This is a genomic window from Cystobacter fuscus DSM 2262, assembly GCF_000335475.2.
In the GTDB taxonomy this organism is placed as follows: domain Bacteria; phylum Myxococcota; class Myxococcia; order Myxococcales; family Myxococcaceae; genus Cystobacter; species Cystobacter fuscus.
Map to the genome: position 1 here is coordinate 425557 of NZ_ANAH02000009.1, position 26689 is coordinate 452245.

Here is a 26689-nt window from a genome sequence, read left to right on the forward strand (position 1 = left end):
GCCGAGGCGAAGTTCGAGGCGACTCCCGCGCTGGTCGCGACGGACCAGCACGGAGCGCGCGCTTGCTTGCTACGGTGTGGCTAGCGACCGAGGAAGCGGTTCACGTCAGCGGCGAACTCTTGTGGATACTGGAACAAGAATGCGTGCCCAGCGTCCGGGTAGATTCGCAGCTGCGCATTCGGAAGATGCCTGGCCATCAGGTAGGAGTTCGCCGTTGGCACCATGATGTCGTTGTCTCCGTTGGCGACCAGCGTCGGCTGCTTGATCGCCGCGAGGCGCGAGAGTTTCGACGCGTCCGGGATACCCCAAGTCGAGATCGCGGTGAGATGCGCGTTGGCGGTATCCATGGTGACCGGGACGTCTCGATTGGCCTGACGCAGGCGGAGGCGTTGGATGAACTCGCGGCCCTTCGCGCGACTTGACTCCGTCTTCTCGAAGAAGATGGTGAGCATCGCCTCCGCGTCGATCGTCTCGCGGATCGCGATCTCGAGCACTTCTGGCACGTACATGTGCATGCCCTCGCCGCCTTGGGGGCCCGTTCCGGCGAGAACCAGGCGGCGTACTTGATGAGGCCTCATCAATGCGAACTCCTGCGCCACGAAGCCACCGAGCGAGAAGCCTAGGATGTCAAAGCGCGCGAGCTTGAGCGCATCGACGAAGGCGATTGCACCATGGGCCATCTCGGCGACCGTGTCAGGCGTCTTGCCGCTCGAGCCGGCGACGCCAACGTTGTCCATCAGGATGACCTCGCGCTCCGTGGCGAGCGCATCGACGAGCGCCGGGTCCCAGTTGTCGAGATTGGCGCGATAGTGAACGAAGCACACGAGAGGCGTCGCCGCGCCGCCGGTCTTGCCGAAGCGCCGATAGGCATACCTCACGCCGTTTGCCGCTTCGATGGTCAGGTTTGGAGCAGTCAGTTGTCCGTCTTTCGTCGTCATATTTCGTGTCCTTTCAGCCCGTGCATGGTTGAAGCGCTTGATGGAGTTCCTCATCCCCTTGGTGCCGAGGGGGCGCGGAGATACAGCCCACGCGACAGACCGTCTTTCACCGTCCTGGTGAGCTGATCGACGAGCACCTCGTCGGCCCCGGCCTCCACACCATCGAGCGCCAGTCGTGCGACCTCCTCGGCCGGCATCTTCGGCACGTCGAGCCCGCGCACCATCTTGGCGCCGCGAGCGAGCAGCGCCCTCGTGAGGCTGAGGCCGAGGCCGCGATTGGCGCCTGTGACGAGTGCGACGGAGCGTCGGATGTTCATGACCTCCTTTTTGCAAGGACCGAGGCGCTCTGGCCAGTGGCGGTAACGACAACGTTCGGTCTATCCTTGCCACATGTTCGTGCACATGGTTCTCGAGGGTGTGGCCGACAGCGCGCTCGGCGTGGGGCTCGACGTCGTCGGCACGGCGGCGGAGCTCATCGGCGCCGGGCTCACGCTGTTGCCTCCTGGGACGAGGGAGATGCGCCAGCGTGTGGTGTCGCTCGACGGCCTGCCGGTGCGGTCCGCCGCCGGGCGGACGGTCGCGGTGGACGGCGCGTTCAGCCTTCGCGGGCTGCGCAAGGGGGATGTCGTCGTCTTGCCGGGGATGTTCGCGGCCAGTGGGCGAACCGTCGCGAAGTTGTTGGCCCGAGAGGACACACAACGCGCCGCGGACCTCCTCGCCAAGGCAGCTGACAAGGGCGTGATGCTCGCCGCGTCGTGCTCGGCCACGTTCGTGCTTGCCGCGTCGGGCCTCCTCGAGGGGCGGACCGCGACGACAACGTGGTGGCTCGCCCCGCAGTTCGCTCGGATGTTTCCCAGGGTGTCGCTCTCGGCCGATCTCATGGTGGTCGACGCCGGGGAAATCCTCACCGCCGGCTCCGCGCTGGCTCACGCGGATCTCATGCTCGCGCTCGTCGCACGGCTGGCGGGGCCTTCCGTGGCGCATCTCGTGACGCGCTACCTCGTCCTCGACGAGCGGCCCTCCCAGGCCCGCTATATGGTGATGGAGCATCTGCGCGTGTCCGACCCTGGGCTGCGAGCGGTCGAACGTTTCATCGCGCAAAATATCGGTCGTCAGCTCTCTCTCGACGAGCTTGCCCGCGTGGCCGCGGTGTCTCCGCGGACGCTCGCTCGCCGGGTCCACGCGGGCCTCGGAGTGACGCCGCACGAGCTCGTGCAACGCATCCGCGTGAGTCGCGCGGCACATCTTCTCGAGACGACGCACGCATCGGTCGACGAAATCGCCGCGCAGGTGGGCTACGCCGACGCCGCGGCTTTCCGACGCGTCTTTCGTCGATTCGCGGGTGAGTCGCCTCGCCGACGACGTGGGCCGGCCGCCTGAGCTCCTCGACGCGGCGGCTCGAGTCGCGAAACGCGAGGACTGTCGGCCCCGACTGCCTGAGAAACAGGCGGAGGCGGTGGTTGCTGGACGCGCTGGTGGGGTTGGACAGGCTGACAGCTACGGCGGAACCGAAGCAGGGGTCGAGGTCCGGTGGGGGGCTCACATCATTCTCAGCGAGAGCCTGCTGACTGCGTGGTGTGAGTCGCCCGTGCACCGGGCTCCAGGGTTTGGTGGATAGACCCCGTGAGTTGGCTACACGGGCGGTGGCGTCCCCGTCGCGGCCGGGTCAGTGCAGATGGAACAGCCCCTGGACGTTGGCGCCGAGGATGAGGTCGCGCTCGGCCTCGGACACGGGGAGCAGGCGGATCTTCTCGAGCTCCATCCCCGGGTGGGACGTGGGGAACTCGGAGCCGAAGACAATCTTGCTCGCGCCCGTCTTCTTCACCGTCTCCTGCAGGTGCACGAAGGTGCCCAGGGACGTCTCCAGGAAGAGGTTGTCGAGGCTCGCGGCCGCGTCCACCACGTCCATGTCCGCCTGGGGCCCGCCCATGTGCTCGAGGAGGAAGCACGTCCTGGGGAAGCGCCGGGCGAACTGGATGAAGTCTCCAGGGGTCACCCCCGGCCGGAATCCGGTGTGGGAGACGAGCGGAATGTCCCGTTCGCCACAGAGCGACGCGAGCGCCGCCAGGCCCTCGTCCCGGAACGAGAACGGGTGGACGAGGGGGCTCACGATCAGGCCCCGGAAGCCCCGGGACACCCATTCCTCCAGAGCCTCCGGGGCGTGCGGCAGGCGCGGGTCCAGGCACGCCACGGCGGCCAGCCCGGGATGGGCGAGCATGGCTTGCTGGATGTAGTCATTGCAGGGAATGGGGTCGGCCTGGCGCCTGCCGGAGGTGAACTCGTTCATCCGGCGGACATCCACCATGCCCCCTGGACAGACGAGGCCCTGCTTGATGCCGCTGCGATCCAACTGCGAGAGGTAGTGCTCCACCGAGCCATAGGGCTTGGGGCACAGATGCGCGTGTGCGTCGATGATCATGCCGCGACTCCTTTCTGGGGTGGGACTGCCCTCACTCGCGCACGACGCGCAGGGCCTTGACGCCCGTACGGGGCAGGTGCTCGACGAACTCGATCTCCAGGGGCAGGCGCGTGAAGAACTCCATCTTGCTGGCCAGCGCGCTGCCCAGCTCCTTGGAGGGCCGCACTCCGGTGGCGGGCTCGCACCGGACCTTGATGCGGGCGGTGTCCGAGGCGGGCACGACGAAGTGGAACCAGTTGCCCACCTCGGGCATGCGCATGAGGTATTCCTCCAGGAAGATGGGCGACACGCTCTGACCCCGGTACTGGAGTTGCTCGAAGGTCCGGCCGCGCACGCGGAAGCGGCTCGCCGTGGCGCCGCAGGTGCACGCGTCCTCCTCGAACACTCCCAGGTCCCCGGTACGAAAGCGCAGCAGGGGACTGTCGTGGCGCAGCAGCGCCGTCACGACGAGCTCTCCCACCGAGCCCGGGGGCAGGGGCTCCCCGGTGTCGGGGGCCACCACCTCGAGCAGGGTGTGGCCCTGGGTCAGGTGGTAGCCCTGGCGGGCCTCGCACTCCACGCCCATCATTCCGCCCTCCAGTGAGCCATAGAGGAAGAAGGCAGCGCAGCCCCAGAGCGTCTCCACGCGCCGCCGGAAGGTGGGAGAGCAACCCTCGCCGGTGAGCCACATCCTCCGGGGGGCCATTGCCGGCAGGGAGAGGCCCTGTCTGGCCGCCTCCTCCGCCAGGGCGATGGCCCACGACGGACTGGTGATGACGATGCTGGGACGAAGGTCCCGGAAGACCTTGAGGGTCTTCGCGGGCGTGGAGTACGCGCCGCCCTTTCCCGCGGCGATCACCGTGGCCTGGCAGTTCTCGGTGAACTCCCGGTGCATGGCCAACCCCGAGGTGCTCATCTCATAGGGCAACGCATTGAGACACACGTCTCCCGTGGTGACCGGGAGCAGCGAGGGATAGTGGGCGGACAGGTGGTATTGCAGATCCAACCGGCTCTGGGTGCTGTAGATCTCCTCGCCGCCGCTCGTGCCCGTGGAGACCTGGATGATCATGAGGTCCCGGCGCTCGCAGGTGAGCAGCCGCCAGGGGTGTCCACGCAGCTCCTCCTTGGTCAGGAAGGGCAGGCGCGGGAGATCCTCCAGGCCTCGGATACTTCCAGGGCGGACGCCCGCCCGCTCCAGCTTCTCCCGGTAGAAGGGAGAGCACTCCTGCGCCCGGGTGGCCACGGCTCGTAGGGCCGCGGACCGATAGTCTTTCAATGTCTCGGGCTGCATCCGATCTGCTTGCTTCAACTCCGTGGCGTGGCGGGAGATGATCGTGTCGAGTCTTGTGGTGTCCATGCCGCCCAACGTGTGGACGGCACTGTCATGGATCAAGGACCCCGGACATCGTCTGGAGCCCAGACATACGAGCCAGACAATGGCTGTCGTCCAGGGAAGCGCTGCTTGGGGATGTCTGGTTCCCGAGGGTCAGACATCCGCCGGGAGCCGTCCGTCAGTAGGTGGGGCGCGTCTCCCGCGCGAGCTGCTCAATCGCCTCGCTCCAGGTGGCGCCCCGCTCGTCGCCCGCCCAGGAGGTCACGATGCCGCCCCCTCTGCTTATCACCCCCACTTTCAGCATGGCCCGGCGGTGAGGCGGAGAGGCGACGAACTGGTACATGGACGCCTCATCCTTCCAGACCGTCAGTGTCCGTTTGGTGTTGCAGGACTCGGACCCGCCGAATTGGATGGCCATCAGGCCGGGCTGTGTCGCCAGGGTTTCATTCAGGCCGACCACCGCCGAGTCGAACTCCGTCTGAGCCTCTACCGTGGACGCCATCCGCAGATAGGTGCTGCTGATGATGTAGGAACCGGGGCTCAGTTGGCCATTGGCGTCCACGCCCGGGCCCTGGAGCGCGGAGGCCGCCTGGAAGTCTGGCTCCAGCACCCCCCGCTGGCAGGGATCGGTTTCGGGCTCCTGGGTGGGAGGCGGCGCGGCCATCTCGGCTCCGCAGGCGGTGAAGACGAGGGACGACAGAACGGCGGCGAGCAGGCGCTTCATGGAGAACTCCTTGGCAGTGGTGGGGTGGATCAACGTGAGGCGGAGGGAGCGGCTTGGACGGAGCCGAAGAGCAGGGGCGAGAAATCCCGGCCCAGACGCCGGGAGTGGAAGTCATCGGCGCGGGCGAAGACCTGGACCTGGACGGCCGACTCTCGCGAGGCCGCCGTCGAGAGCGTGGCCACCCAGTGGCGTGAGCCATCGGGCGTGCGCACGCGCAGATAGAGGTAGGAGCCCGCGGGCAGGCGCTCCTCCACGAACCCCGTCAACCGCATCTGGTCGGAAGGCGCCAGGGCATGACGGCTCAAGGGATTGTCTCCGAGGGACCGGGTCTGGACCCAGCCGGCCCCACCCAGCGCCAGGAGGGACAGCATCGACAAGATGAGGAGTGTGCGTCGCATGCGCGGAAGATGGCTCATCCGCACCGTTCCTCCGCCGCGAGCCGATGGACGGCGGCCTCCATCGGATGAGCGGCGCGAGGCCCCGCTTACCGCGCCTTCACCCCCAGCGCGGCCTTGAGCGTGGACGCGGAGCGCCGACTCACGCGGGCGAGCTGCCCATCCTGGAGCTCGACCTCATGCTCCCCGTTCCGGGAGTGCACGGCCTTCACGTGGGTGAGCTGAATCAGCTCGCCCCGGTGGACGCGCAGGAAGCCATGGCTCCGCAGCCGCTCCTCCAGCTGGGTCAGCGACTCCTCGGTGCACTGCTCCCGCTGTTGCGCGAGGAAGAGCGTGTATTTGTCACTGCTCCAGAAACGCGAGATGGACCGGGCATCGAAGAAGTGGAAGACGCCCTGGCTCACCGTGAAGATGCGGCACGAGGAATCCACTGGCGCCACGGCCTCCAGCACGCGCGACACCGCGGCCTGCTTCGCGAGCAGTCGCCCGCGGGCGCGCTCGAGCGCATCGGCGAGCCGCTCGGGACGCACGGGCTTGAGCAGATAGTCGACGGCGTGGGCCTCGAAGGCCCGGAGCGCGTAGTCATCGTGGGCGGTGACGAAGATGAGGGGCGGTAGCTCCCGGTAGCGCTGGGCGAGTGCCAGCCCGTCCATCCCAGGCATGCGCACGTCCAGCAGCAGCAAGTCGGGCCGCAGCTCCTCCACCCGTCGCAGTGCCTCTTCGCCATCCCCGGCGTCGCCGACGACCTCGACGTCGGGCAAACCACTCAATAGCCGCGAGAGCCTGCGGCGCGCGGGCTCCTCATCATCGACGATCAAGACCCTCATCGGGGCGGCCCCCCGCTCGGAAGGGTGAGCCGTGCACGACACCCACCTCCAGGCACGGGCTCCAGCGTGAGCGTGCCTTGCTCGCCGTAGAGCAGGCGCAGTCGCTCGCGCAGATCCTTCACGCCCGTCTGGGCGCCCTGGTGCTCGGATGCCCCGGGCCCCGGCCCATCATCGATGACCTCGATGTGGAGCCACGTCTCCTCCCTGCGCACGAGCACCCGCACACTCACGCCCTCGCGCCGGTCCATGCCGTGGAGGATGGCATTCTCCACCAGGGGCTGGAGCACCAGGGGGGGCAGGGGGCTGCCGATGACCTGCTCATCCACGGCCAGGTGCGTGCGCAGGCGCGCGCCGTATCGGGCGGTCTGGATGGCCAGGTAGTCGCGCGTCATGTCCAGCTCGCGCTCCAGGCTCACGAAGCGGCTCTTCCCGCTGTCCAGGGCATAGCGGAAGAGCTCCGCGAGTCGCTCGAGGGTCCGCTCCGCCAGCTCGGGATTCTCGGAGATGAGACTGGCGACGGTGTTGAGGCTGTTGAAGAAGAAGTGGGGCTGGATGCGGGCCTGGAGGGCCGAGAGTTGGGCCTCGAGCGCGGCGCGCTGTGCCAGGAGGGCCCGCCGCTCGATGTGCGCCGCCGTGTTGCGCAACCGCTGCACGATCAGTCCGGGAAACAGGAACATCCACGAGATGAGCGTGGCCACCAGGAGGTCTTGCGCCATCGAGTACTGCAGCCCTGCCCCCAGGCGCACCTTGAGTGGATGGATCACGAGGATGACCATCACCAGTGGGACGCCGGAGCCCACCGCGACGTGCAACACGCCCTGGGCCAGGGGCGTCCGCAGACGCCTCACGAGGCCGGGCATCACCCGGATGTAGAGGGAGTGGAGGGTGAGTGCGAGCGTGAAGAAGATCAGGTAGCCCGCGGCGACGTGGTGGAGCGACTTCGCGAGGGGCAGGGTGAAGAAGTCCTTGTCGAGCAGGGGCGCGACGGCGAGCGGCGCGACGAGGTACAGCCAGATCATCTCCACGGGCAGCAGGGGACTCGGCTCCTCCTGGTTCTCGATGCGGCCCAGAGTGGGGTCGGACGATGCGCGCATGCGCGGCGCAGCCTAGGGGCAAGGTCACTTCCCTGGCCAGTCGAGCCGATGACTGGCGCGTCCTGGCCGACCAACGGTCCCTTGCGTCAGGGCTCCAGGCCCACGGCCTTGAATTGGCCAATGCACCCAGGGCAACGCGCATGACCGCCCTCCAAGTAGGCACCTGTCCCCCTCCAGCAGGGAGTTGAGCCTCAGGGGAAGAACCATTAAGCAGGCTCTCCATGGCATGGGGACTGATTGTCGAGCCGAATAGTGAATGTTCATCGAAGTATCAGGTCCTGATGGCTGACCTCGGCCTCGAGCCCGTCTGCGTCCAGGATGGGAAGGCCGCCAGGACCACGCTCACGAACCACGACGAGGCGCCCGCCGTGGTGATGACCGAACTGTCCCTCGCGGGGGTGGACGGCTTTCAGCTCGTTCGCGAGGTCCGGCGGCACTCGCCCGACACCCGCATCATCGTGCTCTCCTCCTTCGTGACGCTGCGCACCAAGGCCCTCGAGCAGAAAGACATGCTCGACATCCAGGGCATCCTCGCCAAGAGCGCCCCCCTGGAATCCATCCGCCGGATGCTCTACCGCGTGCTCGGCATCCAGCCGCCCGAGCCCACCGCCAGCGCGACCCAGCCAACCCCGCTGCCCATGCTCGCCCCCCTCGAGTCTCCGAGCCCGTCCCCGACGCCCACGGCCAGCCCGGTCTCCGCGAGCACCCCGATCCTGGCAAGGGAGCGGACGCGTCTGGCCCAGATCGCGAGCATGCAACTCGTCGATGAGGGGCCTCCAGACGAGGTGCTCCAGGGACTGGTACAGGAGACGGCGCGAGCCTTCAATGTCCCCATCGCGCTCGTGTCGCTGGTGCTCGAGGATCGGCAGTGGTTCAAGGCCCACGTCGGGCTCAGCGGCAAGGTGCTCGAGGAGCGCGGCACCGAGCGCGAGGTGGCGCTCTGCGCTCATGTCGTGGAGGCGGATCGGGCCGAGCCCCTGGTGGTCCCCGACGCCGCCACCCATCCCGTGTTCAGCAGCAACCGACTGGTGCGAGAGGGTCTGTTTCGCTCGTACGCGGGTGCGCCCCTCATCACCAGTGAGGGCACGGTGCTGGGCACACTGTGCATCCTCGACCACAAGCCACTGGCCATCTCCGCCGAGCAGGTGGACGGGTTGGTGGCACTGGCGCGCCGGGTGGCGGGGGAACTCGAGTTCCGCGCCCAGCTGAGCAAGAGCCAGCAGGCCTTGAAGCTGGAGCGGAGTGCCCATGCGGTGGTCCGCTTGCAGGCGGACGTCCTGGCGGCCGCGCTCAACGGCCTGGAGGACGCGGTGGTGCTCTTCGACCACCAGCGCATCATCCTCTTCGCCAACGAGTCCATGGCCCTGCTGGCGGATCGCAACGCGTCGGAGCTCATTGGCATGGAGCGGCATACCTTCATCCGCCTCCTCTCCAGCCGCTTCAAGGACTCCCTGGACTTCCTGCGGCGGATCCTCATTCCCGAGGAGGGCCCGTACGTGGCGCGAGAGGATTTCGAACTCAAGTCCTCACAGCGCGTGCTGCGCTGGATGTCCAGGCCGGTGGCCTTCGCCGATGGCCACTTTGGCCAGCTCACCACCTACCGGGACGTGACGAATGAGGTGGAGCTCGCGCGGAGACGTTCCTAGCGTCTCCCCTGCCAGTTCTTGAATCATCAGACTCCAACGCCATCACCTTCCTCCGTGCCCCATCGCTGACGGGCCAATGCCAAGACGCGGGCGTTCCCGGGCACCTGGCGCAGGAAGCGCTCGCGCGCGGCCTCGTCTGGAATGTCTCGGGCGCACCCGTGCACGCACCGCACGGCGCGACGAAGGGCGGCCTCGCCCTGCTCAGAGTCCCCCTCGGACAGGCAGACCTCGGCCAGCGTGAGGTGCACGTCGATGGACGCGGCCCCCTCCCCCCCCAGCACATCCAGCTCCCGCGTCGCGAGCATGGCCTGCTCGCGGGCCTCGGCCGTGCGCCCCTGGGAGAGCAACGAGGTGGCGAGCAGGGCACGGGCGAAGAGCCGGTAGGGAGGGTAGGGGGCCAGCACCTCGCAGGCTCCACGCGCCTGGGCCTCCGCTTCGGCCCACTCCCCGCGGTGGACGGCCACCCGCGCCAGCGCGGCCTGCACCCACCCCGCGTGCAGCAATGGACTGACCCCCGCCATCTCCTCGCGAGCCAGCGTCACCGCATCCTCCCAATGAGCAGGGGTGGGGCCATGGGACAGCGTCGTGGACAGGTGCGTGCGCACCACGGAGAGGCTGAGTGACTGCCCTTCTTCCCGGGCGCTGCCCAGGCACGCGCGCAGCTGCTCCTCGGCACCCGGCAGATCTCCCAGCGCCGCGAGCGCCTGTCCCCCCAGGGAGCGCGGCGTGTGCGAGCCACTCTCCGAGCCCGCCTCCAGGAAGGAGCTCGTGCTCTGTTGGGCGGACACGAAGGCCCGCCAGAATCTGCCCTCGAGGGCGTAGTGGACGAAATTCTGGGCCAGCCCCAACCACCCCCGTGTGACGGGCTCCCGCTCCAACTGCTGGGTGCCCACCTCGGCCATACGCTCGAGCAGCAGGGTGGCCTGCTCGCGATCACCCACCCAGGCGGCCGCACAGCACTGCTGCGCGAGCGCCTCGATGTAGGCCGCCTTCACGCCGGGCTCGGGCGTGGTGCGCAGCAGGAGCTGACCGAGCCTGACCATCTCCTCATGGCGCCCCAGCAGGCCGCCTCCACAGATGAGCAACCCCATCAACTTGCACCACATGGCGTCCCCGGGCTCGAGTTGCGGCAGCACGGGCAGGCCCAGATCGAACATCACCGCGAACCCCTCGACCCAGGCGATGGCCATGGCCCGGAGCGCGAGCAGTCGGACCCGCACCGGGCCCTCGGCCGCGCACGCCAGCGCCGCCTCCACGCACCGCAGTGTGCCGGGCATGTCATGGCGCGCGTAGAGGCGATCGGCCGCCTCGGCATGGAAGTGGGCGGCGCGCTCGGGTTGTCCTCCCAGCGAGGCGTGCTCGGCGAGCACCCGCGGGTCGCTCTCTCCGGCCTGCTCCAGCCACGCCCCCACCCGCTGATGGCCCGGGGGCTTCTGGGCGTCGGGAATGAGCCCGTAGACGGCGTCGCGCACCAGCGCGTGGCGGAAGAGGTACTCGTCTTCGCCGGGAAAGCAGCTGGCCGACCGTGGCTGTATCCACTCCTGCTCCACCAGGTACTGCAACCAGCTCCGCAGCTCCTCGGCCACCACGTCACCGCCCAGCAGCGCCCTCACCCCGCCGGACCAGAAGGTACGACCGAAGAAGCTGGCGGCCAGCAACACCCGACGGGCCCCGGGCTCCAACCGCCCCAGGCGCGCCTGCAACATGGCCAGCACGGTCTCCGGCGTCCCCTCGCCTCCGCCCTCCGCCTGACCGCGGATGAGTTCCTCCAGGAACAGGGCATTGCCCGCGGCCTGCTCCACGAGCTTGTCGACGAGCGCGTCCGGCACGTGCGAGCCCAGCACCTCATGCACCAACCGAGCGCTGGCCTTGCGGCTCAACCCACGCAGGGGCACGGACTGCAGCCGCTGCGTCCACGGCCCGGGAAGCAACTGCTCCAGCTCGGGCCGCGCCAGGGCCAGCACCAGGAAGGGCTGCTCGGAGAGTTCCCGTAGCGCCTCGTCCATGAGTCGCACGGAGAGCATGTCCCCCCAGTGCAGATCCTCCAGCACCAGCAGCACCGGGTGGTGCGCGCACTCGGCCTTCAGGAAGGCCACCAACGCGCGACCCATGTGGATGCTCATCAGCCGTGGGTCCGCTCGCGCGGCGTGCAGGCGTGGGCTGTGCTCGTCGGGGAAGGGAAGGGAGCACAGCTCACCGAGGAACTCCACCACCTCCTGAGCTCGAGCAGGCGGCAGGTGCTGGGACAGACGCCGCGAGAACCGGGCCCGGCGCTCCTCGAGCGGTTCTCCCCCGGAGATGCCACACAGCTGGCGCAGGGCCTGGCCCAGCAGGCCATCCGCCGAGCCCGCGCTCATGGGATCGCCCCGGCCGAGCAGCACCAGGGGAGCGGAGGCGTGGCGCTCCAGGCGGCGCAGGAACTCGTGACGCAGCCGGGACTTGCCCACGCCGGCGGGAGCCGTCATCAGCACGGCCTGGGCGGTGGACTCCTCCACGCAACGTTCATAGGTCATGTCGAGCAGCGCCAGCTCGTGCTCACGGCCCACGCAAGGGGTGGGCTTGCCCAGCAGGAGGCACGACTCGTCGGCGCCCAGTGGATCGCCGTGCAGCAGGATGAGACCGGAGGGAACGCGGGTGAGCCGGAAGCCGGAGCGGAGCAGCCCCGCCGTCACCTCGTCCAGCAGTACGGGAGTGGAGGCAGCCGGGGGCATCGGCTCCGCCTGCCGCAGCAACTGGCCCGCGCGATCCATGGCCTCGCCCACGGGCAGGTGGGAAGCGAGCGTGCCGAGGCCCGTGGTGAGCACCACGATGGCCTCGGGCCAGCGCGCCACCACGGAGAGCGCGCAGCGGGCGGCGAGCGTGGCGGGATCCGTGGCCGAGCCGAGGGACGCCACGAGGGTGAGCACCAGGGCGCCGTTGGCCAGCAACTCCACGCGAGCCCCCTGGGGAGCGAGCAGGGTGTACAGCGAGTCGCGGAGCGCCTGGCGCGAGAGATGCTCCGCGGAGCCTTGCTCCACGGGGGTACGCGGCGCGGCCATCAGCACGGTGACCAGTTGCCGCCCCGCCTCGGCGAAGCTGGGAAGAGGAGCGCCCACGGGCGCGGCGGCACCAGCGCCCTCCTCCAGGTGGGAGAGCAGCTGCTCCAGCGCGCCGCGCAGGGCCATGGCATCCGGCAGCCGGCGCGAGGGATCCTTGGCCAGCATGCGCTCGAGCAACTCCTGCAAGGCCACGGGCAGCTCCGGGCGGAGCTGGCGCGGCGGCACGGGCTCGGTGAAGAGGATCTTCGCCAGGGCCGCCATCATGTGGGGCGCGCGGAAGGGTGGCTGGCCGGTGAGGCACTCGTAGAGGACGCAGCCCAGCGAGAAGATGTCGACGCTGGAGGTGAGCTGGGTCTGGCTGGAGACCTGCTCTGGCGCCATGTAGCCGGGGGTGCCCAGCAGCATCTTGCCGGCCGTCATGGCGGAGGAGGGCATCACATGGCGAGCCAGACCAAAGTCCAGCAGCAGCACCTGCTCGGGGCGGCCCTGGCGAAGGAAGAGGTTGGAGGGCTTGAGGTCGCGGTGGATGATGCCGTGCTGGTGGGCCACCACGAGTGCCTGGGTGGCGTGGCGGAGCAGGGACAGCGTCTCGGCCAGGCTCAGGGGTTGGCGCGCGAGGCGCTGAGACAAATCCTCGCCCTCCAGCCACTCCATGACGAGAAAGGGCCGCCCCTGCTCGGAGAGGCCATGGGCGATGTAGGAGACGATGCCCGGGTGGCGCAGCGTGGAGAGCAGCTCGGCCTCGCGGGTGAAGCGACGAGGAGAGTCGGAGCTGGAGCCGGGGTGCAGCAGCTTGAGCGCCACGTGCTGGCCGGAGAGCGCATCGGTGGCCCGATAGACAGTTCCCATCCCCCCTCGGCCCGCGAGGGTTTCCACCGTGAAGCGGCCGGCGATGACACTGCCCTCCTTCAACGAATCCGTCGGGGCGGGTGGCTCGGAGTGCGCCAGCCAGGTGTGGGTGCTGTCCATGGGGGCGGAGCTTAACGCCCGACTCTCGGAGCGGCCTACTCTCTCTTCCCCAGGGCATCAACATCCGACGACCCTCACCCGGGGTTCACCTCCATGATCGGCTGCCCGGAAGCCGGGCAGCCAGCGGGTGCGGCTCGCCGCCGAGCGCGATGGCCGACTGACCGGTCTCGCGCATGAGGTGAACATGCAGAGCACCTCGCTTGAGGAGTATTGCGAGCAGACGGCGACCGTCACGCGCTCGCTCTACGCGGCCCCGAACCGGTTCAGCGTGTCAGGTGCGCTCGTCTCACAACCTGGGGCGTAAGAAGACGCCCTTGGCCTGCGCGACCACGATCCTTGGATCTTCCCACGCCAGGTCCGGGATCGCGTAGATGAACGGCTCATACTGCACGCCGTAGTTGTGCGCGACATCCATGACCTCGTGGAAGGTGTGATAGGGCGTCGCGGATTTGTCATAGGAAACCCGCCAGTACGCGAAGATACACCACGCCATGGCCTCCAGTTCCTGCGGGGAGGCGCCCAGCCATTGAGCGAAGTCCAGCATGCGCGCCGTGGTCTGGGAATTTCCCGCCCACACGGGCATGAAGTGCATGTCCGCCGTCTCGGTCAGAGGATTTTCCGGATCACGCGTGGAGACATGCTCAAGCCACTTCATGTTTGGCATGGCGGACGCGGCGTATTTCCCCTTTTTCGACCGCTCATCGGAGCCAACGATCTTGCGGACGAGTCCATTGCCGGGCTCGAACACCGTCGCGACGTAGGAGTTCTCGCCGGAGGTGCGGGCCAGCAGGCCTGCCCCCGCCGTGGCATGCTTCGTGACGTCCACGCTGCTGAAGTACTCCATCAGATCGTGGACGATCTCGATCTTCCGTGTGACCTTGATGCTCTTCGGATAGAGGATTCCCCAGAAGGGGGGATCGCGACGGAAGTATGTCTGATAGGCGCCCCAGCTCTGGCCCTTGTGGTCCCCGTACTCGATCTTCCCCGTCTTCCACTCTTGATGAATCTTCTCCTTCTGGTCCTTCTCCAGTGTTCTCACCTTCTCCCAGGCCCGCTGGAGCAGGACTCCGAGCAGCTTGTCGACGGTGCCATGGCTCAGGACGAGGAAGGCGAGCTGCTTCTCGAATTGACGGTTCTCCTTGGCGTTGACCCAGGCGATGACGCCCTTCGCCAGGTGTGCAAGGCTTTGATAGGCGCGCGCCTGGATCTTCTTCCCGACGAGGCCCTCGGGGTGGGAGGTACCCACATCCGTCTTCAGGTAGGCCTTCGGGTAGACGCTGATCCACTTCTGGAGCTGGTGCAGAATGGCTTCCCGCTTCTCGCGGTAGATGGCCTGGAGCTTGGGGGTGGTCTCCAGATAGGCCTCGATTCCCGGTAGCACCTCGTCGAGACGGGTGATGACCTTCCACTGCTTGTTTGCCGAATCGTAGAGGCGCAAGGACATGGGATTCGAGCTCCAGGTGAAGTGGCGAGCCCTGGAGCATAGGCGAAATCGCGAGCTTCGGTGGGCCGGACAGCACCCATGCGCTGCCGCCCGGGACGGCCCCTCCTCACTGAGCGGGGTCGGCGAAGGTCGTGCCCGCGCCAATCTCGTCGAACCAGAGGCTGCGCGTCCCCTGGCTGCCCTGCACGTGGCATGTGCCCGTTGTCGTGCTGAAGGAGTTGGAGCGCCCACCGGGCACCCGCCGCATCGCCTTCTCCCGGACGCTCGCGGCCGGTGTGCCGGTCAGAGGGGGGCGCCGAGCTGTGCGCCGAGCTGGTGGACAGGCCGTGCAACTCCCTTTGGGCACACGCCTGCTCAGGCTGAGTTCCCCTCAGGGGCGAGGCAGAGGGCTTGGGCCCGTGGGCAACCGCGGCCCGGCGCTCAACACCACGCGAGCCGCGGTGGCCCCCGCGCTGGGGCTCGCGTGGGTCGTTGCAAGTCCCTACTTTTTCAGCCGCCTGCTAGAGTATAGGACGACGATATGATGCTCGATGAAATGGGCCGCGAGGTGTCCTTCGAGGACATCTCGGCCCGCTACCGTGGCCATGAATCGCTGGACTGGTTCCTCGAAACGCGCGACCTCAACGACGAGGCGCCACGCCCCCGCATCATCGAAGGCGGCCTCGACGTCACCCACGAGCTGCGGACCAGCGACGGCCCCTGGGCCTTCATCATCGACGGAGATCTCGTGACGACGGGGGATCTCGTCTTCACGACCGAGGGCGCCGGCACTTGCGCGCTCATCGTGACGGGCAACGTCCGCGCACGGAACATCGCCTATGGGGGCAGCGCGCGCGTCGCGGTGGACGGCGATATCACGGCGTCCGGGGTCATCATTGGAAGCTGGGGAAGCGATGGCGCGGTGCTTGGAACCAGTGGAGTCCTGACCGCGCGGGCGGTGTTGCTCGACCCGCACACCCCTATCTGGGCGAACGCGGGCGGGCCGCGCTCCGTGCCCGAGGCCTTCCGCACCCTCATCGTCGGAGGCAGGGGCTGGCGGGAGTTCGAGCCCGACATCGACGCCGACCTGCCCGAGAACGGCGAGCAGACCTTCGTGCCCGAGGTGCTCAAGAACGGCATGCTCGACCTCTACCTGGCCAGGAAGCACGCGGAGCGGGGCGGCAGCCCGTTCCTCCCCGAGGTCGAGCAGTCCCTGCGCGCGAAGAAGGGCCTTTGAATGCCGGAAAACGACAGAGCCCCCGCCCTGGGCCAAGCAGCCCCAGGACGCTGCTTCCTCCCACTGCGGGGGGGGCCAGGCTGGGCACAGGTGTGTCTATAGCGGCTGCAGGGCCGGGACGGCACCCCTTCTGATGACTGACCCACGTGGGGCCGTAATCAGGGGCGAGGGAAGGGGAGTGGGCCCTTATAGAATCCTTCCGCCATTCGCCTCGCGACCTCCGCAGGTACGCGGCGTTCTTCACCCGCTGCTCGGGATCCGAAGCCGAGCCGGGCAGGGGCGCGCCGTTCCTGTGTCCCTCGCCCGTTCCGGAAGCGGGCAGGCCGGCGCGGCTGCTAAGCCGGTTGCGGATTGCGTCGCGGAATCTCCAGTCCTCGCGCCACCGCCGGCCGCGCCACGAAGGCGTCGACCGCGCGCGTGACGTTGGGGAAGTCCTGGATGCCGACCAGATCGCCGGCGCCATAGAATCCGAGCAGGTTGCGTACCCAGGGCAGAATCGCGATATCCGCGATCGTATAGTCGTCGCCCATCACCCACTGCCGTCCTTCCAGCCGCTGGTTCAGCACGCCGAGCAGGCGGCGCGATTCCGCCGCATAGCGGTCGCGCGGACGCTTGTCTTCATATTCCTTGCCAGCGAATTTATGGAAGAAGCCGAGCTGGCCGAACATCGGCCCGATGCCGCCCATCTGGAACATCAGCCACTGTATGGTTTCGTAGCGGGCCGCGGGATCGTCCGGCATGCATTTGCCGCTCTTCTCCGCCAGGTAGATCAGGATGGCGCCGGACTCGAACAGCGCCAGCGGACTGCCTCCGGGACCGTCGGGGTCGATGATGGCGGGGATCTTGTTGTTCGGGTTCAGGGACAGGAACTCCGGCGACATCTGGTCATTGGTCTCGAAACTGACCAGGTGCGGTTCGTACGGCAGTCCGGTCTCTTCGAGCATGATGGATGCCTTCACCCCGTTCGGTGTCGGCAACGAATAAAGCTGGATCCGGTCGGGATGGCTGGCCGGCCATTTTCTGGTGATGGGATAGGCTGAAAGATCGCTCATCGTAGCTCCGGTATCGGTGGTGGTGGATTGGGGGTCGACCACCGACGTGATACGGCGTCCAGGCCAGGGGTGCAATGATAACAACGTCGCGGCGCGGCTGCCGGCACAGGCCTTCCTGGCTCTCGGTGTATCATCCGGACATACCGGAGCCATGGGATACGCCTGTTCCTCTGGCTCCGGCTTCGCCCCTGCTCGGGGGGCGCCTTCCGGGGAGCGTCAGTTGATTCGCATCACGAACTTGCCCAGGTGATGCTTGAGCACCTCCTGCTGCGCCTTCGCCGCCTCCTCCAGCGCGTAGACGCGGCCAATCTCCATATGGAAGGGGCCGGCTTCGATCAGCTCGTTGATGCGCTCGAGGGACTTGGGGTTGGGGAGGCCGTCGTAGGCCTTCGTCTGAACCCCTTCGGGCCCTTTCGGCGCGGGCTCCACGCCGTTCGGGTACGCGATGCGCCCTCCCTTGCGGACGTGGCGGAGCAGGGGCTCGGCGGCGTCACCCCTCGCCAGCACCAGCGCGGCGTCGAAGCCTTCCGGCGCGAAGTCGCGGCAGGCCTTCTCCAGGTCTCCCTGTTTGCCGTCCACCACCGCGTCAGCGCCCAGCCTCCTGACCAACTCCACGCCGTCCTCGCCGGAGGCGACCGCCAGCACCTTCGCTCCCATCCTCCGGGCCAGTTGCAGCGCGAGGTGCCCCAGGCCTCCACTGGCTCCGAAGAGCAGCAGCTTTTGCCCGGACTCGAGCTGGAGATGGTCCTCCAGGCCCTGGATGGCCGTGACACCATCCCCCCCGAGCGCGGCGGCCTCTTCCACCGTCAGCCCCTTGGGCACCTTCGCCGCATGCTCCGCCTTCACCGCGACGTACTCCGCGTAGAAGCCTCCCTTGGGACTCATGAACGCGGTGCCGTAGACGGTGTCGCCGACCTTGCGGTCCCTCACGTTCTTGCCTACGGCGATGACTTCCCCCGCTCCGTCGGTGCCGGGCACGTACGGGAAGCGGGGCCCGCCGGGGACCATGTCCTTCATTTCGCCTTCGCGCTCCAGGTGGTCCCAGACTCCGATCCCCGCCACCGCGACGCGGATGAGGATTTCGTCGTCGCCACAGGCAGGCACGGAGATGGACTTGATACCCAGCACCTCTGGGCCGCCGAAGGTGTCGAGCGCCGCGGCCTTCATCTTGTCGGGAATGGACGATGCCATTGCTGTAACTCCTTCTCGGGTTGAGCGGTAACTCCCGACAGGATACGCATGCCGCATCCGACGGTTGACGGGTCCCTTGCTGGGCGGGCGGCGGAGGCTGCCTTCGCTGCGCCTCGCCTCATTGAAGGCGTCCGCTGGTCGTCTCCACTGGGGACTGACTGGGCTTGGTCATGGAGTGGGCGCCCGGCCAGGCCCTGGACGCATGCGCACTGGCCGTTTTCTTCACCGCCCGCCGAGTCCGGGACTTGCGCTCTTCCGTCTTCTCCGTGGTCCGAGGAATGGAAGGCGGGAGTTTCACCACCAACCGCACGTCTTCATCATCCCCAGAGCATAGGAAGGATTGAAGGCCTGTTGAGGGCGGAGGGCAGGTGCCGAGCGTAACTCCGGCGGGGAGGTACGTCCCGGCGGGTGGACGCGTAGCGGCCAGGCATCGGAGGCTGCTACGCCCGCCTGCCAGTGGCTCAGAGTCCGTCGGATGGTGACTCCGGGAACTGTCGGGGTCACCCGGTGTTTTCCGGGACTGGGCTTCCTTATGGGAAGAGTAATACGCTCGCCAGGAGGCTCTCCATGAAGCTGGCCAAGACGGTGGTGTTGGCGGTGTTCTTCATCGGATGCGCGACGACCCAGAGACCGGATGGGCCGGGGACGGGAGGCTCTGGCCCTTCGTCCTCACCGGGGGCCAAGCCCGCCGTGAAGAAGGAACTTCCCTGGTTGAACGTACCAGGCGGACGGATGAAGACGACCCTCTTCTACGGCCCCTGGCAGTGTCGCCGGGAGTTCATGAACGGGTGCCAGAGGGAGTGCGCCAGCGAGGGTCACACGCTCAAGGGGTGCATGTGGCTGGCCGATCTCAAGTTCGACTGGGAGGGTCGCCTCGTTGTCTTGCCCGTTCCCGTCACGGCCGGGAGCCGTTACGGCATCTATCACTGCTGCTGCTATTACCCCGAGCTGTCACCCGAGGACAATGCAGCTCAACGCAAGGCGTGGAGCAGGTTTCGGACTTCCTTCCGGAAGGCCTGGAGCGAGAAGTTTGGTCAGTGGCCCGAGCAGGCCGGGGTGTCCTGGCCGGGGCACCACATCCGAGACCTCTGGCACGGCGGGGACCCGGTGGACCCTAACAACATCTTCCCCGCGCAACCGGACGTTCACGAGGTGTACAACGATCAGTATCCCGCCTGTTACGGCGGCAAGTCCCCCTGGAATACAGTGGGTCCCAACCTGCCTTACACGGACAATTGACGATGGCCACGTCCATGAGCCGCTTGCTCGAAGAGGTCTCCCGCGACCACTTCCCGTATTCCCCCGCCACGTCCGAGGAGATCGAGGAGTTCGAGCGGCGGGTGGGCTGGCGGTTGGACGCGGATCTGCGGGCTTTCTACCTGCACTGCAACGGGGCGGAGCTGATTGATCGGTTGCCGGATGCCCCCTACCGCATCCTCCCACTGTCACAGGTTGTCCGGGCGCGAGTGGCCATCTTCGGGAAGAAGAACGACGATGACGCGCATGGGCCCGCGTCGATGTGGGCCATCTGCGACGTCCAGGACGGCAACTACGTACTGGTGGACGTGGCCCGTGAGGAGAACGACCGCTACCCCCTGACGGACGGCTATCACGAGGCATGGCCCAACCCGAAATACTGCGGGCCAGTCGCTAGCTCTTTCTCGGAGTTCTTGGAGCAGGTGCTGCGCACCCGGCGCGGCCTCTACTGGTTGGGGGAATGAACCTCTGGAACTGCCGCCCAGGAGGCTACATGTACGTGCCAAATCCGATGTTCGTGGTCGCGTTACTGCTTTTCTACTTCACATCACGAGCCCGGTGGTCGTTGGCTTGTTCCTTGCCGGCTTCATCTGGCTGTTCAAGGCGGCGGTGGGACGCGCCCTGGATAAGCGGATTGAGAGCCTCAAGATTGAAGGGCAGCAGCAGACTGAGCGGCTGACGGCGGAGTGGCAGGCGCAAGGACAGCAGCAGACGGAGCAGTTGAAGGCGGTGTTGCAGCTCGAAGTGCAACGGGACGTCGAGCGGCTGAAGGCCGAGCTGCTGGTGAAGGGACAGCACCAGCTAGAGCAGTTGCGTGCAGAGCTGAGTGCGCGCAATGAGGCCATCCGGCATGAGATGCAGAAGCAGTTCTTGCGTGCTCAGCTCGCCACGTCGAAGACGCACGAGGTGTACGCGAAGCTCATTGAACTCGTCTTGCACACCGAGGGTGCCATCGGCGGGTTGTGGGGCGCTAGGTTGGTGACGGACTACTCGACGTACAGCATCGAGCAACTGGAACAGGTGCTCAAAGAGGCGCGTCCTGGTGGCGAAGAGCAAGAGGAGATTCTCGCCATCCTCAAGGAGGAGAAGAGGGCGGGCCTCAAGCGTATCAAAGAGGTTCTGCGCCGCCGGGAGTTGGAAGAGGCTAAGCGCCAGCACACTGAGGCAAAGAACCACCTCATCCACAACCGTATCTTCGTAACTAAGCGAGTGCGGGAACTTGCGGATGAAGTTCTGCGCCAGCTGGGGTCGGCATGGACAGCCGTGCATATGGCTACGGACGCCCCAGGCTCAGGCCCGTGGCATGAGAAGTAAGACACGGCAATAGATGCAGCTGCGAAGACAATTGGTGAACTGGAGGATGCGATGCAGGCGGATCTCATGCCAGAACTCGTTGGGCCGGTGCCAACCTCGACGACGGACACGGGAACAAAGTGAGCCGCTCACCGTGTCCTAAGCAGGGGTGGGAATCTTCGCCGGGACGGCGCGTGTCGCGTAGAAGCGCCGTGTGGTAACCGGGCTCTTGTGGTTGAGGAAGGCCGCCACCGAGGCCGGGTCCGCCCTCTTCTCGATGGCCCATGTGGCGACCGAGTGCCGGAACCGTCCCTGGGTGAAGGGCGGGATGCCGGCCACCGTGCAGGCTCCCTTGATGGCCAGGGGGTATTTCTCGAAGCTGAACGGCTTCCGCTCCACCAGATGTTTTCCGGCCTCCAACACCTCGGCGGATACGGCGGTGCATTTCAGGTCCTCAACTTCCACACGCTCGCCCGACGGCGAACGTGCAAGCAGGCGATCACCGTGATGCTCTGCTCACTCAACACGTAGAAGACCGCATATGGGAAGCGGCGCAGGAGTGCGCGGCTCACAGCGACTCGAGAATGCGCGTCTTGACCACGTCCCAGGACTCTCCCCCCTCAGGGTCCGCATCCAACTCGGCCAGCCGTCTCTCGAGTTCGGCGAGCTGCTCCGGCGCGGTCTCCACCTGCTCGGGAGGGGCAGCCTCGCCGTCCCACAACTCCGCAATCTGCTGGATGCGCTCTGCCATGCTCGGGTGCTGCACCTACCGCTTGAGCTTCACGGGTAGGAGAGGGCAAAAGAAAAGGGCGCCAGACTTTCGTCTGACGCCCTGTTTCAGCTCCCCGACGTGGACTCGAACCACGGACCTAGTGATTAACAGTCACCCGCTCTACCGGCTGAGCTATCGGGGAATATGTCCGCTGCGTGGTTGCCCGGGTGGGCCGCCGCGACAACGAGGTGCTTTCTAGAGAACGGAGTCTCTCCTGTCAACAACCTGTTTCGACCCACTCGCACGACTTCGCTCGATTCCCTGGTTGGCCCTCGAAGGACTCGCCTCCCTCGTCACCGCCTCCCTCTCCCAGGTCCTCTCGGGCCAGCCCGTGGAACGGGTCCTCGACCGCACCCTCCGCGCCCATCGCCACCTCTCCCGGGACCAGCGCCAGGTCCTCGCCGAGGCCCTCTTCAACGTCTCCCTGTGGCGGCGCCGGCTCGGCTTCCACCTCGGGACCCCGGAGGACGCCCCCGGCTCCTCCCTCCTCTACGCATTCCTCCACCTGCTCGCGGGCCTTCCGTCCGATGTGGCCGCCCGGCTCGCCGAGGTCGGCACGCCGCCCCCCCTCGTCCCGGACGCGCCTCCGTCCCTCGCCCTGCGCTGCTCCCTCCCCGACTGGCTCGCCGACCACTTCGCCCGGGAGTGGGGCCCCGCCGCCGAGGACTTCTGCTCCCACCTCAATGTCCCCGGCCCCATTACCCTCCGGGTCAACCGCCTGCGCACCGACCGCGACTCCCTCCAGTCCCGGCTGCGCTCCGAGGGTGTCGAGACCCGGCCCGGCCTCCTCAGCCCCCTGGCGCTCCACGTCGTCGGCCCTCGGCCCAACCTCTATGGACTCGCCTCCCTGCGCGAGGGCCTCTTCGAGGTGCAGGACGAGGGCAGTCAGGTCCTGGGGCTGCTCGTCGAGCCCCGCCCCGGGGAGACCGTGCTCGACCTGTGCGCGGGGGCAGGGGGGAAGACGCTCCAGCTCGGCGCCGCCATGGAGAACCAGGGCCGACTGCTGGCGTATGACCCGGATGCCGGGCGGCTCGACCGCCTCCTGCAGCGCTGTGCCCGGGCGGGTCTCTCCAACGTCCACCTGCTGCGCGCTCCCCCCGAGGGACTGCTCGTGGACCGGGTATTGGTGGATGCCCCGTGCTCGGAGCTGGGCCCCCTGCGGCGCGGACCGGACCTGCGCTTCCGTCTCGCTCCCTCCTCCCTGTCCGAGCTGCCCCGGGTCCAGCGGGAGATCCTCGCTCGGGCCCGCCCGCTCGTGCGCCAGGGGGGCCGTCTCGTCTACGCGACCTGTACCGTCAACCGTGCGGAGAACGAGGACCTGGTGCTCGCTTTCCTGCGGGACGCCCCCGAGTTCCGGCTCGTGCCGGCGGAGGGCTCCGGCGCGCTGCCCGACTCGTGCGCCCGGGACGGCTTCTGGGTCTGCGCGCCGCACCTGCACGGCTGCGATGCCTTCTTCGCGGCCGTATTGGAGCGGACGGCGGGGTGACAGGGGAGCAGGGGGGAGGTTGCCGTCTGGACACCCCTGTTCGAAGCACGGGCGCATCGCGTCCCGGGTGGTATGAAGCGCCTGTGCGTTGGCTCAAACCCCTTCCCCTGCGTCCTCGCGACAAAGTCCAGATCGTCGCCTCCGCCGGCCCCTTCGACGTCCCGGCCTTCGAGAAGGGCCTGGAGGTGGTCGGACAGCGCTATACGCCCACCTATCGGCCGGATCTCTATGACGCCTGGCGTTACCTCGCCGGGAGCGATGCCCGCCGGGCCGAGGAGCTGTCCGGGGCGCTCTCCGATACCTCGTCCCGCGCCATCTTCTGTGCCCGGGGTGGCTACGGCTCCATGCGTCTGTTGCCGTCGCTGTCCCTCAAGGACCTCGCCCCCTCCGCCCTGGTGGGCTTCTCCGACATGACGTCCCTGCACGCGGTGCTCCAGGCGGCGGGGCGCGTCTCCATCCACGGGCCCGTCGTCACCCACCTGGGGATCCAGCCCCCCGCCGTCCAGGACTACCTCTTCCGTCTCCTCGAGTCCCCCGAGCCTCCTCCGCCCCTCCGGGGCACGAGCTTCTATGTGCCGGGCGTCGTCGAGGGGCCGCTGCTCGGGGGCAACCTCTCCGTCTTCTCGCGGCTGCTGGGCACGCCCTACCTGCCGCCGCTCGACGGTGCCATCCTCCTGCTCGAGGACGTGGGCGAGAAGCCCTACCGGCTCGACCGGATGTGGACGCACTTGAGGCTCGCGGGCGTCTTCGAGCGCGTGCGCGGCATCGTGCTCGGCCAGTTCACCGACTGCGAGAACAAGGACGGGCCCTACAGCTCCGCGGATGTCCTGCGCTCGCTCGCCGAGGAGACGGGACTGCCGTGCGCGGCAGGCTTCCCCATCGGCCACGACACGCCCAACTATCCCGTCGCCCTGGGCACCCACGTGCGCCTGGATGCCGGCGCCGCCCTGATCACCTTCCTCGAGGGCGCGGTCCAGGCATGAGCTCGCACCCCATCGCCCAGCTCCAGCAGGTGCTCGACGAGGCCGTCACGCTCGGCATCTTCCCGTCCGCCCAGGCCGTGGTGTTGCACCGGGGCGTCCAGGTCTTCGGTGGGGTGGCGGGGCCCGTCACTGGCGACACGCGCTTCGATCTGGCCTCCCTCACCAAGGTGCTCAGCACCACGGCGCTCTTCCTGCGCCTGTGGACCGAGGGCAAGGTGGGCCCCGAGACGCCCGTGGCGCGCTTCTTCCCCGGCTCGCCCGTGGGGGACGCCGGCGCCACCGTGGCCGATCTGCTCTACCACCGCTCGGGGCTGCCCCCCTTCGTGCCCTTCTTCGCCGAGGCGCTCTCCTCCACCCCCGAGCTGTTGGACCCCGCCTGTCCCTCCGCCACGCGCGCCCGGGTCCGGGACGAGGTCCTCCAGGCCGCCGCGCGCACGCCGCTCGCGGCCCCGTGGCGCACCCGCACCGCCTACAGCGACGTGGGCTTCATCCTCCTCGGTGAGATCCTCGCCCGGGTGGGGGGCGCGCCGCTGGACATCCTCTTCTCTCGCCATGTCGCCGGGCCGCTCGGGCTCGGCGCGCGCTTCCACCGGCTCACGGACTTCCCCACCAATGGTCTCGTCGCGCCCACGGGTGCCACCCGTCCGCGCGAGCCCGCTCCCGGTCAGGAGACGATGTGGGGCGAGCTTCCATCCCGGCCCGCCGTCCTCGGCGAGGTGGATGACGACAACGCCTGGGTGATGGACGGCGTGAGCGGTCATGCGGGCCTCTTCGGCACCGCGGTGGACGTGGCGCGCTTCGGCCAGGCCATCCTCGCCGGGTGCGCGGGGGACGCGGCGATCGCCCCCGGGCCGCTCTGGTTCCGCGCGCTCGCCACGGATCCACTCCTGCCGGGCAGCACGCGCTCCATGGGCTTCGACTCCCCCTCCGAGGGCCTGTCCAGCGCGGGCCACTTCATCGGCGACACGCCTCCGGGCGCGGTGGGGCACCTGGGCTTCACCGGCACCAGTCTCTGGGTGGACCTGCGCCGCTCGCTCGTGGTGGCGCTCGTCACCAACCGCGTAGCGCATGGCCGCAAGGAAGTGCGCATCCGCGACTTCCGCCCCGTTTTTCATGACCTCGTCGTGGATTCCCTCGGGCTCGACGACCTCACCCCGAAAGCACATGGCTGACGACAACGGCAACGTCCTCGACACCCTCTCTCCCGGCGCGGTGCGCCGCATCCACCTCATCGGCGTGGCCGGCACGGGCATGGGCTCGTTCGCGGGCATGCTCAAGGCCGCGGGCTACGACGTCACCGGCAGCGACGAGAACGTCTACCCGCCCATGAGCGACATGCTGCGCGCCTGGGGCATCCAGGCGCTCACGCCCTACAAGCCGGAGAACCTCGACGTGGCCCGGCCGGATCTGGTCATCGTCGGCAACGTCATCCGCCGGGTGAACCCCGAGGCCACCGCCGTGCGCGAGCAGCGCCTGCCGCAGATGAGCTTCCCGGCCGCGCTGGGCTCGCTCTTCCTCGAGCACTCGCACTCGGTGGTGGTGGCGGGCACCCACGGCAAGACGACCACGTCCTCGCTGATGGCCCACGTGCTGGTGGAGGCGGGGAGGGATCCGTCCTTCCTCGTGGGCGGCGTCACCCAGAACTACGCGGGCAACTACCGGGTGGGCAAGGGCGCGCACTTCGTCGTCGAGGGCGACGAGTACGACACCGTCTACTGGGACAAGGGCTCCAAGTTCCTGCACTACCGGCCCAAGACGGCCATCCTCACGAGCGTGGAGTTCGACCACGCGGACATCTTCCGCGACCTGCCGCACTACGAGTCCACCTTCGACAAGTTCGTCCGGCTCATCCCCAAGGACGGCCGGCTGGTGGTGTGCGCCGCGTACCCCAATGCGGTGAAGCTCGCACAGGCCTGCCCAGGTGAGGTCATCACCTATGTGGCGCGCGAGGGCGCCGAGGCCGACTACACCCCGCGCAACGTGCGCTTCGGCCCCGAGGGCGCGCGCTTCGAGGTGGTGGAGCGCGGGAGCGTGTTGGGCACCGCGCTGGTGACGCTCTCCGGCATGCACAACGTGGAGAACACGCTGAGCGTCATCGCCGCGGCGCGGGGGCTGGGCCTGTCGTTCGAGGAGATCTGCCGGGGGCTCGCCAGCTTCCAGGGCGTGAAGCGGCGCCAGGAGGTGCGCGCGGAGGTGGGCGGCATCCTCGTGGTGGACGACTTCGCGCACCATCCCACGGCGGTGCGCGAGACGATCGCCGCCATCCGCCACCGCTACCCGGAGCGCCGGTTGTGGGCCATCTTCGAGCCCCGCTCGAACACGAGCCGCCGCAACATCCATCAGGAGGACTACGCCCACGCCTTCACCGGCGCGGCGCGCGCGAGCCTCAAGGTGCCCGAGCGCCATGACAAGGTGCCCACGGACCAGGAGCTGGACGTGCCTCGCGTCATCGAGGCGCTCAAGGCCCAGGGCATCGCCGCCGACTCCACGGTGGACGTGCCCTCGCTCGTGGAGCGCGTGGCGCGCGAGTCCCAGCCCGGCGACGTGTTGCTCGTCATGAGCAATGGCGCCTTCGGGGGCTTCATCGACAAGCTGCTCACCGCGCTGCGCGCTCGGATGGGGGAGGGCTAGGC

At 68.0% G+C, this 26689-nt stretch carries 25 protein-coding genes and 1 tRNA gene; 10 read left to right on the plus strand and 16 right to left on the minus strand.

Annotation, left to right across the window (positions count from 1 at the left end; all coding sequences use genetic code 11):
- Nucleotides 1–80 precede the first annotated feature (80 nt).
- The gene (locus D187_RS17980; protein ID WP_002626719.1) at nt 81–938 is read right to left on the minus strand and encodes an alpha/beta fold hydrolase; all 858 of its coding nucleotides are present in this window, start codon (nt 936–938) and stop codon (nt 81–83) included.
- Between the two features lie 50 nt (nt 939–988).
- Entirely contained in the window at nt 989–1255 is a 267-nt protein-coding gene (locus tag D187_RS57885) for a hypothetical protein (RefSeq protein ID WP_002626720.1), read from the minus strand.
- 73 nt (nt 1256–1328) lie between these two features.
- Between D187_RS57885 and D187_RS17990 the strand changes: the two genes are divergently transcribed.
- Nucleotides 1329–2318: a GlxA family transcriptional regulator gene (locus tag D187_RS17990; protein WP_002626721.1), complete on the plus strand. Its 990-nt coding sequence runs from the start codon at nt 1329–1331 to the stop codon at nt 2316–2318.
- A gap of 286 nt (nt 2319–2604) precedes the next feature.
- Here the strand turns inward: D187_RS17990 and D187_RS17995 are convergent, their stop codons facing one another.
- The 6 genes from D187_RS17995 to D187_RS50055 all read right to left on the minus strand — a co-directional run bounded on the left by D187_RS17995 (nt 2605) and on the right by D187_RS50055 (nt 7709).
- Complete coding sequence (locus D187_RS17995) at nt 2605–3357, minus strand: amidohydrolase family protein (RefSeq protein ID WP_002626722.1); 753 nt, start codon at nt 3355–3357, stop codon at nt 2605–2607.
- 31 nt (nt 3358–3388) lie between these two features.
- Entirely contained in the window at nt 3389–4693 is a 1305-nt protein-coding gene (locus D187_RS18000) for a phenylacetate--CoA ligase family protein (protein WP_043430292.1), read from the minus strand.
- 154 nt (nt 4694–4847) lie between these two features.
- Nucleotides 4848–5393 (minus strand): antibiotic biosynthesis monooxygenase family protein, encoded by a 546-nt coding sequence (locus D187_RS18005; RefSeq protein ID WP_002626724.1) that lies wholly within the window; start codon nt 5391–5393, stop codon nt 4848–4850.
- 29 nt (nt 5394–5422) lie between these two features.
- Nucleotides 5423–5791: a hypothetical protein gene (locus tag D187_RS18010; protein WP_155893409.1), complete on the minus strand. Its 369-nt coding sequence runs from the start codon at nt 5789–5791 to the stop codon at nt 5423–5425.
- A gap of 86 nt (nt 5792–5877) precedes the next feature.
- Nucleotides 5878–6606: a LytR/AlgR family response regulator transcription factor gene (locus D187_RS18015; protein ID WP_002626726.1), complete on the minus strand. Its 729-nt coding sequence runs from the start codon at nt 6604–6606 to the stop codon at nt 5878–5880.
- Between the two features lie 5 nt (nt 6607–6611).
- Complete coding sequence (locus tag D187_RS50055) at nt 6612–7709, minus strand: sensor histidine kinase (RefSeq protein ID WP_002626727.1); 1098 nt, start codon at nt 7707–7709, stop codon at nt 6612–6614.
- Between the two features lie 221 nt (nt 7710–7930).
- Here D187_RS50055 and D187_RS18025 point away from each other — a divergent pair, with 221 nt between their 5' ends.
- Complete coding sequence (locus tag D187_RS18025) at nt 7931–9355, plus strand: GAF domain-containing protein (RefSeq protein ID WP_076606183.1); 1425 nt, start codon at nt 7931–7933, stop codon at nt 9353–9355.
- Nucleotides 9356–9381: 26 nt separating this feature from the next.
- On the opposite strand, the gene D187_RS18030 is transcribed toward D187_RS18025, so the two are convergent.
- From D187_RS18030 to D187_RS55230, 3 genes are all read right to left on the minus strand, one after another.
- Nucleotides 9382–13362 carry a serine/threonine-protein kinase gene (locus tag D187_RS18030; protein ID WP_002626729.1) on the minus strand — a complete coding sequence of 1327 codons (3981 nt, stop codon included), beginning with the start codon at nt 13360–13362 and terminating at the stop codon, nt 9382–9384.
- Nucleotides 13363–13648: 286 nt separating this feature from the next.
- Nucleotides 13649–14806 (minus strand): hypothetical protein, encoded by a 1158-nt coding sequence (locus D187_RS18035; RefSeq protein ID WP_002626731.1) that lies wholly within the window; start codon nt 14804–14806, stop codon nt 13649–13651.
- A 106-nt stretch (nt 14807–14912) separates the two neighbouring features.
- Complete coding sequence (locus tag D187_RS55230; RefSeq protein WP_002626732.1) at nt 14913–15053, minus strand: hypothetical protein; 141 nt, start codon at nt 15051–15053, stop codon at nt 14913–14915.
- 273 nt (nt 15054–15326) lie between these two features.
- On the opposite strand from D187_RS55230, the gene D187_RS18040 reads away from it, so the two are divergent.
- On the plus strand, nt 15327–16022 hold the full coding sequence (locus tag D187_RS18040; protein WP_002626733.1) for a hypothetical protein: 696 nt from the start codon (nt 15327–15329) through the stop codon (nt 16020–16022).
- A 335-nt stretch (nt 16023–16357) separates the two neighbouring features.
- Here D187_RS18040 and D187_RS18045 read toward each other — a convergent pair whose 3' ends face one another.
- Together D187_RS18045 and D187_RS18050 are read right to left on the minus strand one after the other, a co-directional pair.
- Nucleotides 16358–17074, minus strand: a complete 717-nt coding sequence (locus D187_RS18045; RefSeq protein ID WP_002626734.1) for a glutathione S-transferase N-terminal domain-containing protein — start codon at nt 17072–17074, stop codon at nt 16358–16360.
- 216 nt (nt 17075–17290) lie between these two features.
- Entirely contained in the window at nt 17291–18265 is a 975-nt protein-coding gene (locus D187_RS18050) for an NADP-dependent oxidoreductase (RefSeq protein WP_002626735.1), read from the minus strand.
- A gap of 567 nt (nt 18266–18832) precedes the next feature.
- Here D187_RS18050 and D187_RS18055 point away from each other — a divergent pair.
- The 3 genes from D187_RS18055 to D187_RS18065 all read left to right on the plus strand — a co-directional run bounded on the left by D187_RS18055 (nt 18833) and on the right by D187_RS18065 (nt 20836).
- Nucleotides 18833–19504 (plus strand): hypothetical protein, encoded by a 672-nt coding sequence (locus tag D187_RS18055; protein WP_002626736.1) that lies wholly within the window; start codon nt 18833–18835, stop codon nt 19502–19504.
- A 2-nt stretch (nt 19505–19506) separates the two neighbouring features.
- Complete coding sequence (locus D187_RS18060; protein ID WP_002626737.1) at nt 19507–19986, plus strand: SMI1/KNR4 family protein; 480 nt, start codon at nt 19507–19509, stop codon at nt 19984–19986.
- A 94-nt stretch (nt 19987–20080) separates the two neighbouring features.
- Complete coding sequence (locus D187_RS18065) at nt 20081–20836, plus strand: hypothetical protein (RefSeq protein WP_002626738.1); 756 nt, start codon at nt 20081–20083, stop codon at nt 20834–20836.
- 138 nt (nt 20837–20974) lie between these two features.
- On the opposite strand, the gene D187_RS18070 is transcribed toward D187_RS18065, so the two are convergent.
- From D187_RS18070 to D187_RS18085, 3 genes are all read right to left on the minus strand, one after another.
- Nucleotides 20975–21214: a tyrosine-type recombinase/integrase gene (locus D187_RS18070; RefSeq protein ID WP_162159651.1), complete on the minus strand. Its 240-nt coding sequence runs from the start codon at nt 21212–21214 to the stop codon at nt 20975–20977.
- Between the two features lie 169 nt (nt 21215–21383).
- Nucleotides 21384–21566: an addiction module protein gene (locus tag D187_RS18080; RefSeq protein ID WP_002626740.1), complete on the minus strand. Its 183-nt coding sequence runs from the start codon at nt 21564–21566 to the stop codon at nt 21384–21386.
- Between the two features lie 90 nt (nt 21567–21656).
- A tRNA-Asn gene (locus tag D187_RS18085) sits at nt 21657–21729 on the minus strand.
- Nucleotides 21730–21852: 123 nt separating this feature from the next.
- On the opposite strand from D187_RS18085, the gene D187_RS18090 reads away from it, so the two are divergent.
- The 4 genes from D187_RS18090 (at nt 21853) to mpl (ending at nt 26687) form a co-directional block, all read left to right on the plus strand.
- The gene (locus D187_RS18090; protein WP_002626741.1) at nt 21853–23073 is read left to right on the plus strand and encodes an RsmB/NOP family class I SAM-dependent RNA methyltransferase; all 1221 of its coding nucleotides are present in this window, start codon (nt 21853–21855) and stop codon (nt 23071–23073) included.
- Nucleotides 23074–23156: 83 nt separating this feature from the next.
- Nucleotides 23157–24056, plus strand: coding sequence for a S66 peptidase family protein (locus D187_RS18095; protein WP_002626742.1), 900 nt, complete (start codon nt 23157–23159; stop codon nt 24054–24056).
- A complete protein-coding gene (locus tag D187_RS18100; RefSeq protein ID WP_002626743.1) occupies nt 24053–25228 on the plus strand; it encodes a serine hydrolase domain-containing protein in 1176 nt (391 codons plus the stop codon). Before D187_RS18095 ends, D187_RS18100 begins: the two co-directional genes overlap by 4 nt.
- Nucleotides 25221–26687 (plus strand): UDP-N-acetylmuramate:L-alanyl-gamma-D-glutamyl-meso-diaminopimelate ligase, encoded by a 1467-nt coding sequence (gene mpl, locus D187_RS18105; protein ID WP_002626744.1) that lies wholly within the window; start codon nt 25221–25223, stop codon nt 26685–26687. Before D187_RS18100 ends, mpl begins: the two co-directional genes overlap by 8 nt.
- Nucleotides 26688–26689: the final 2 nt, after the last annotated feature.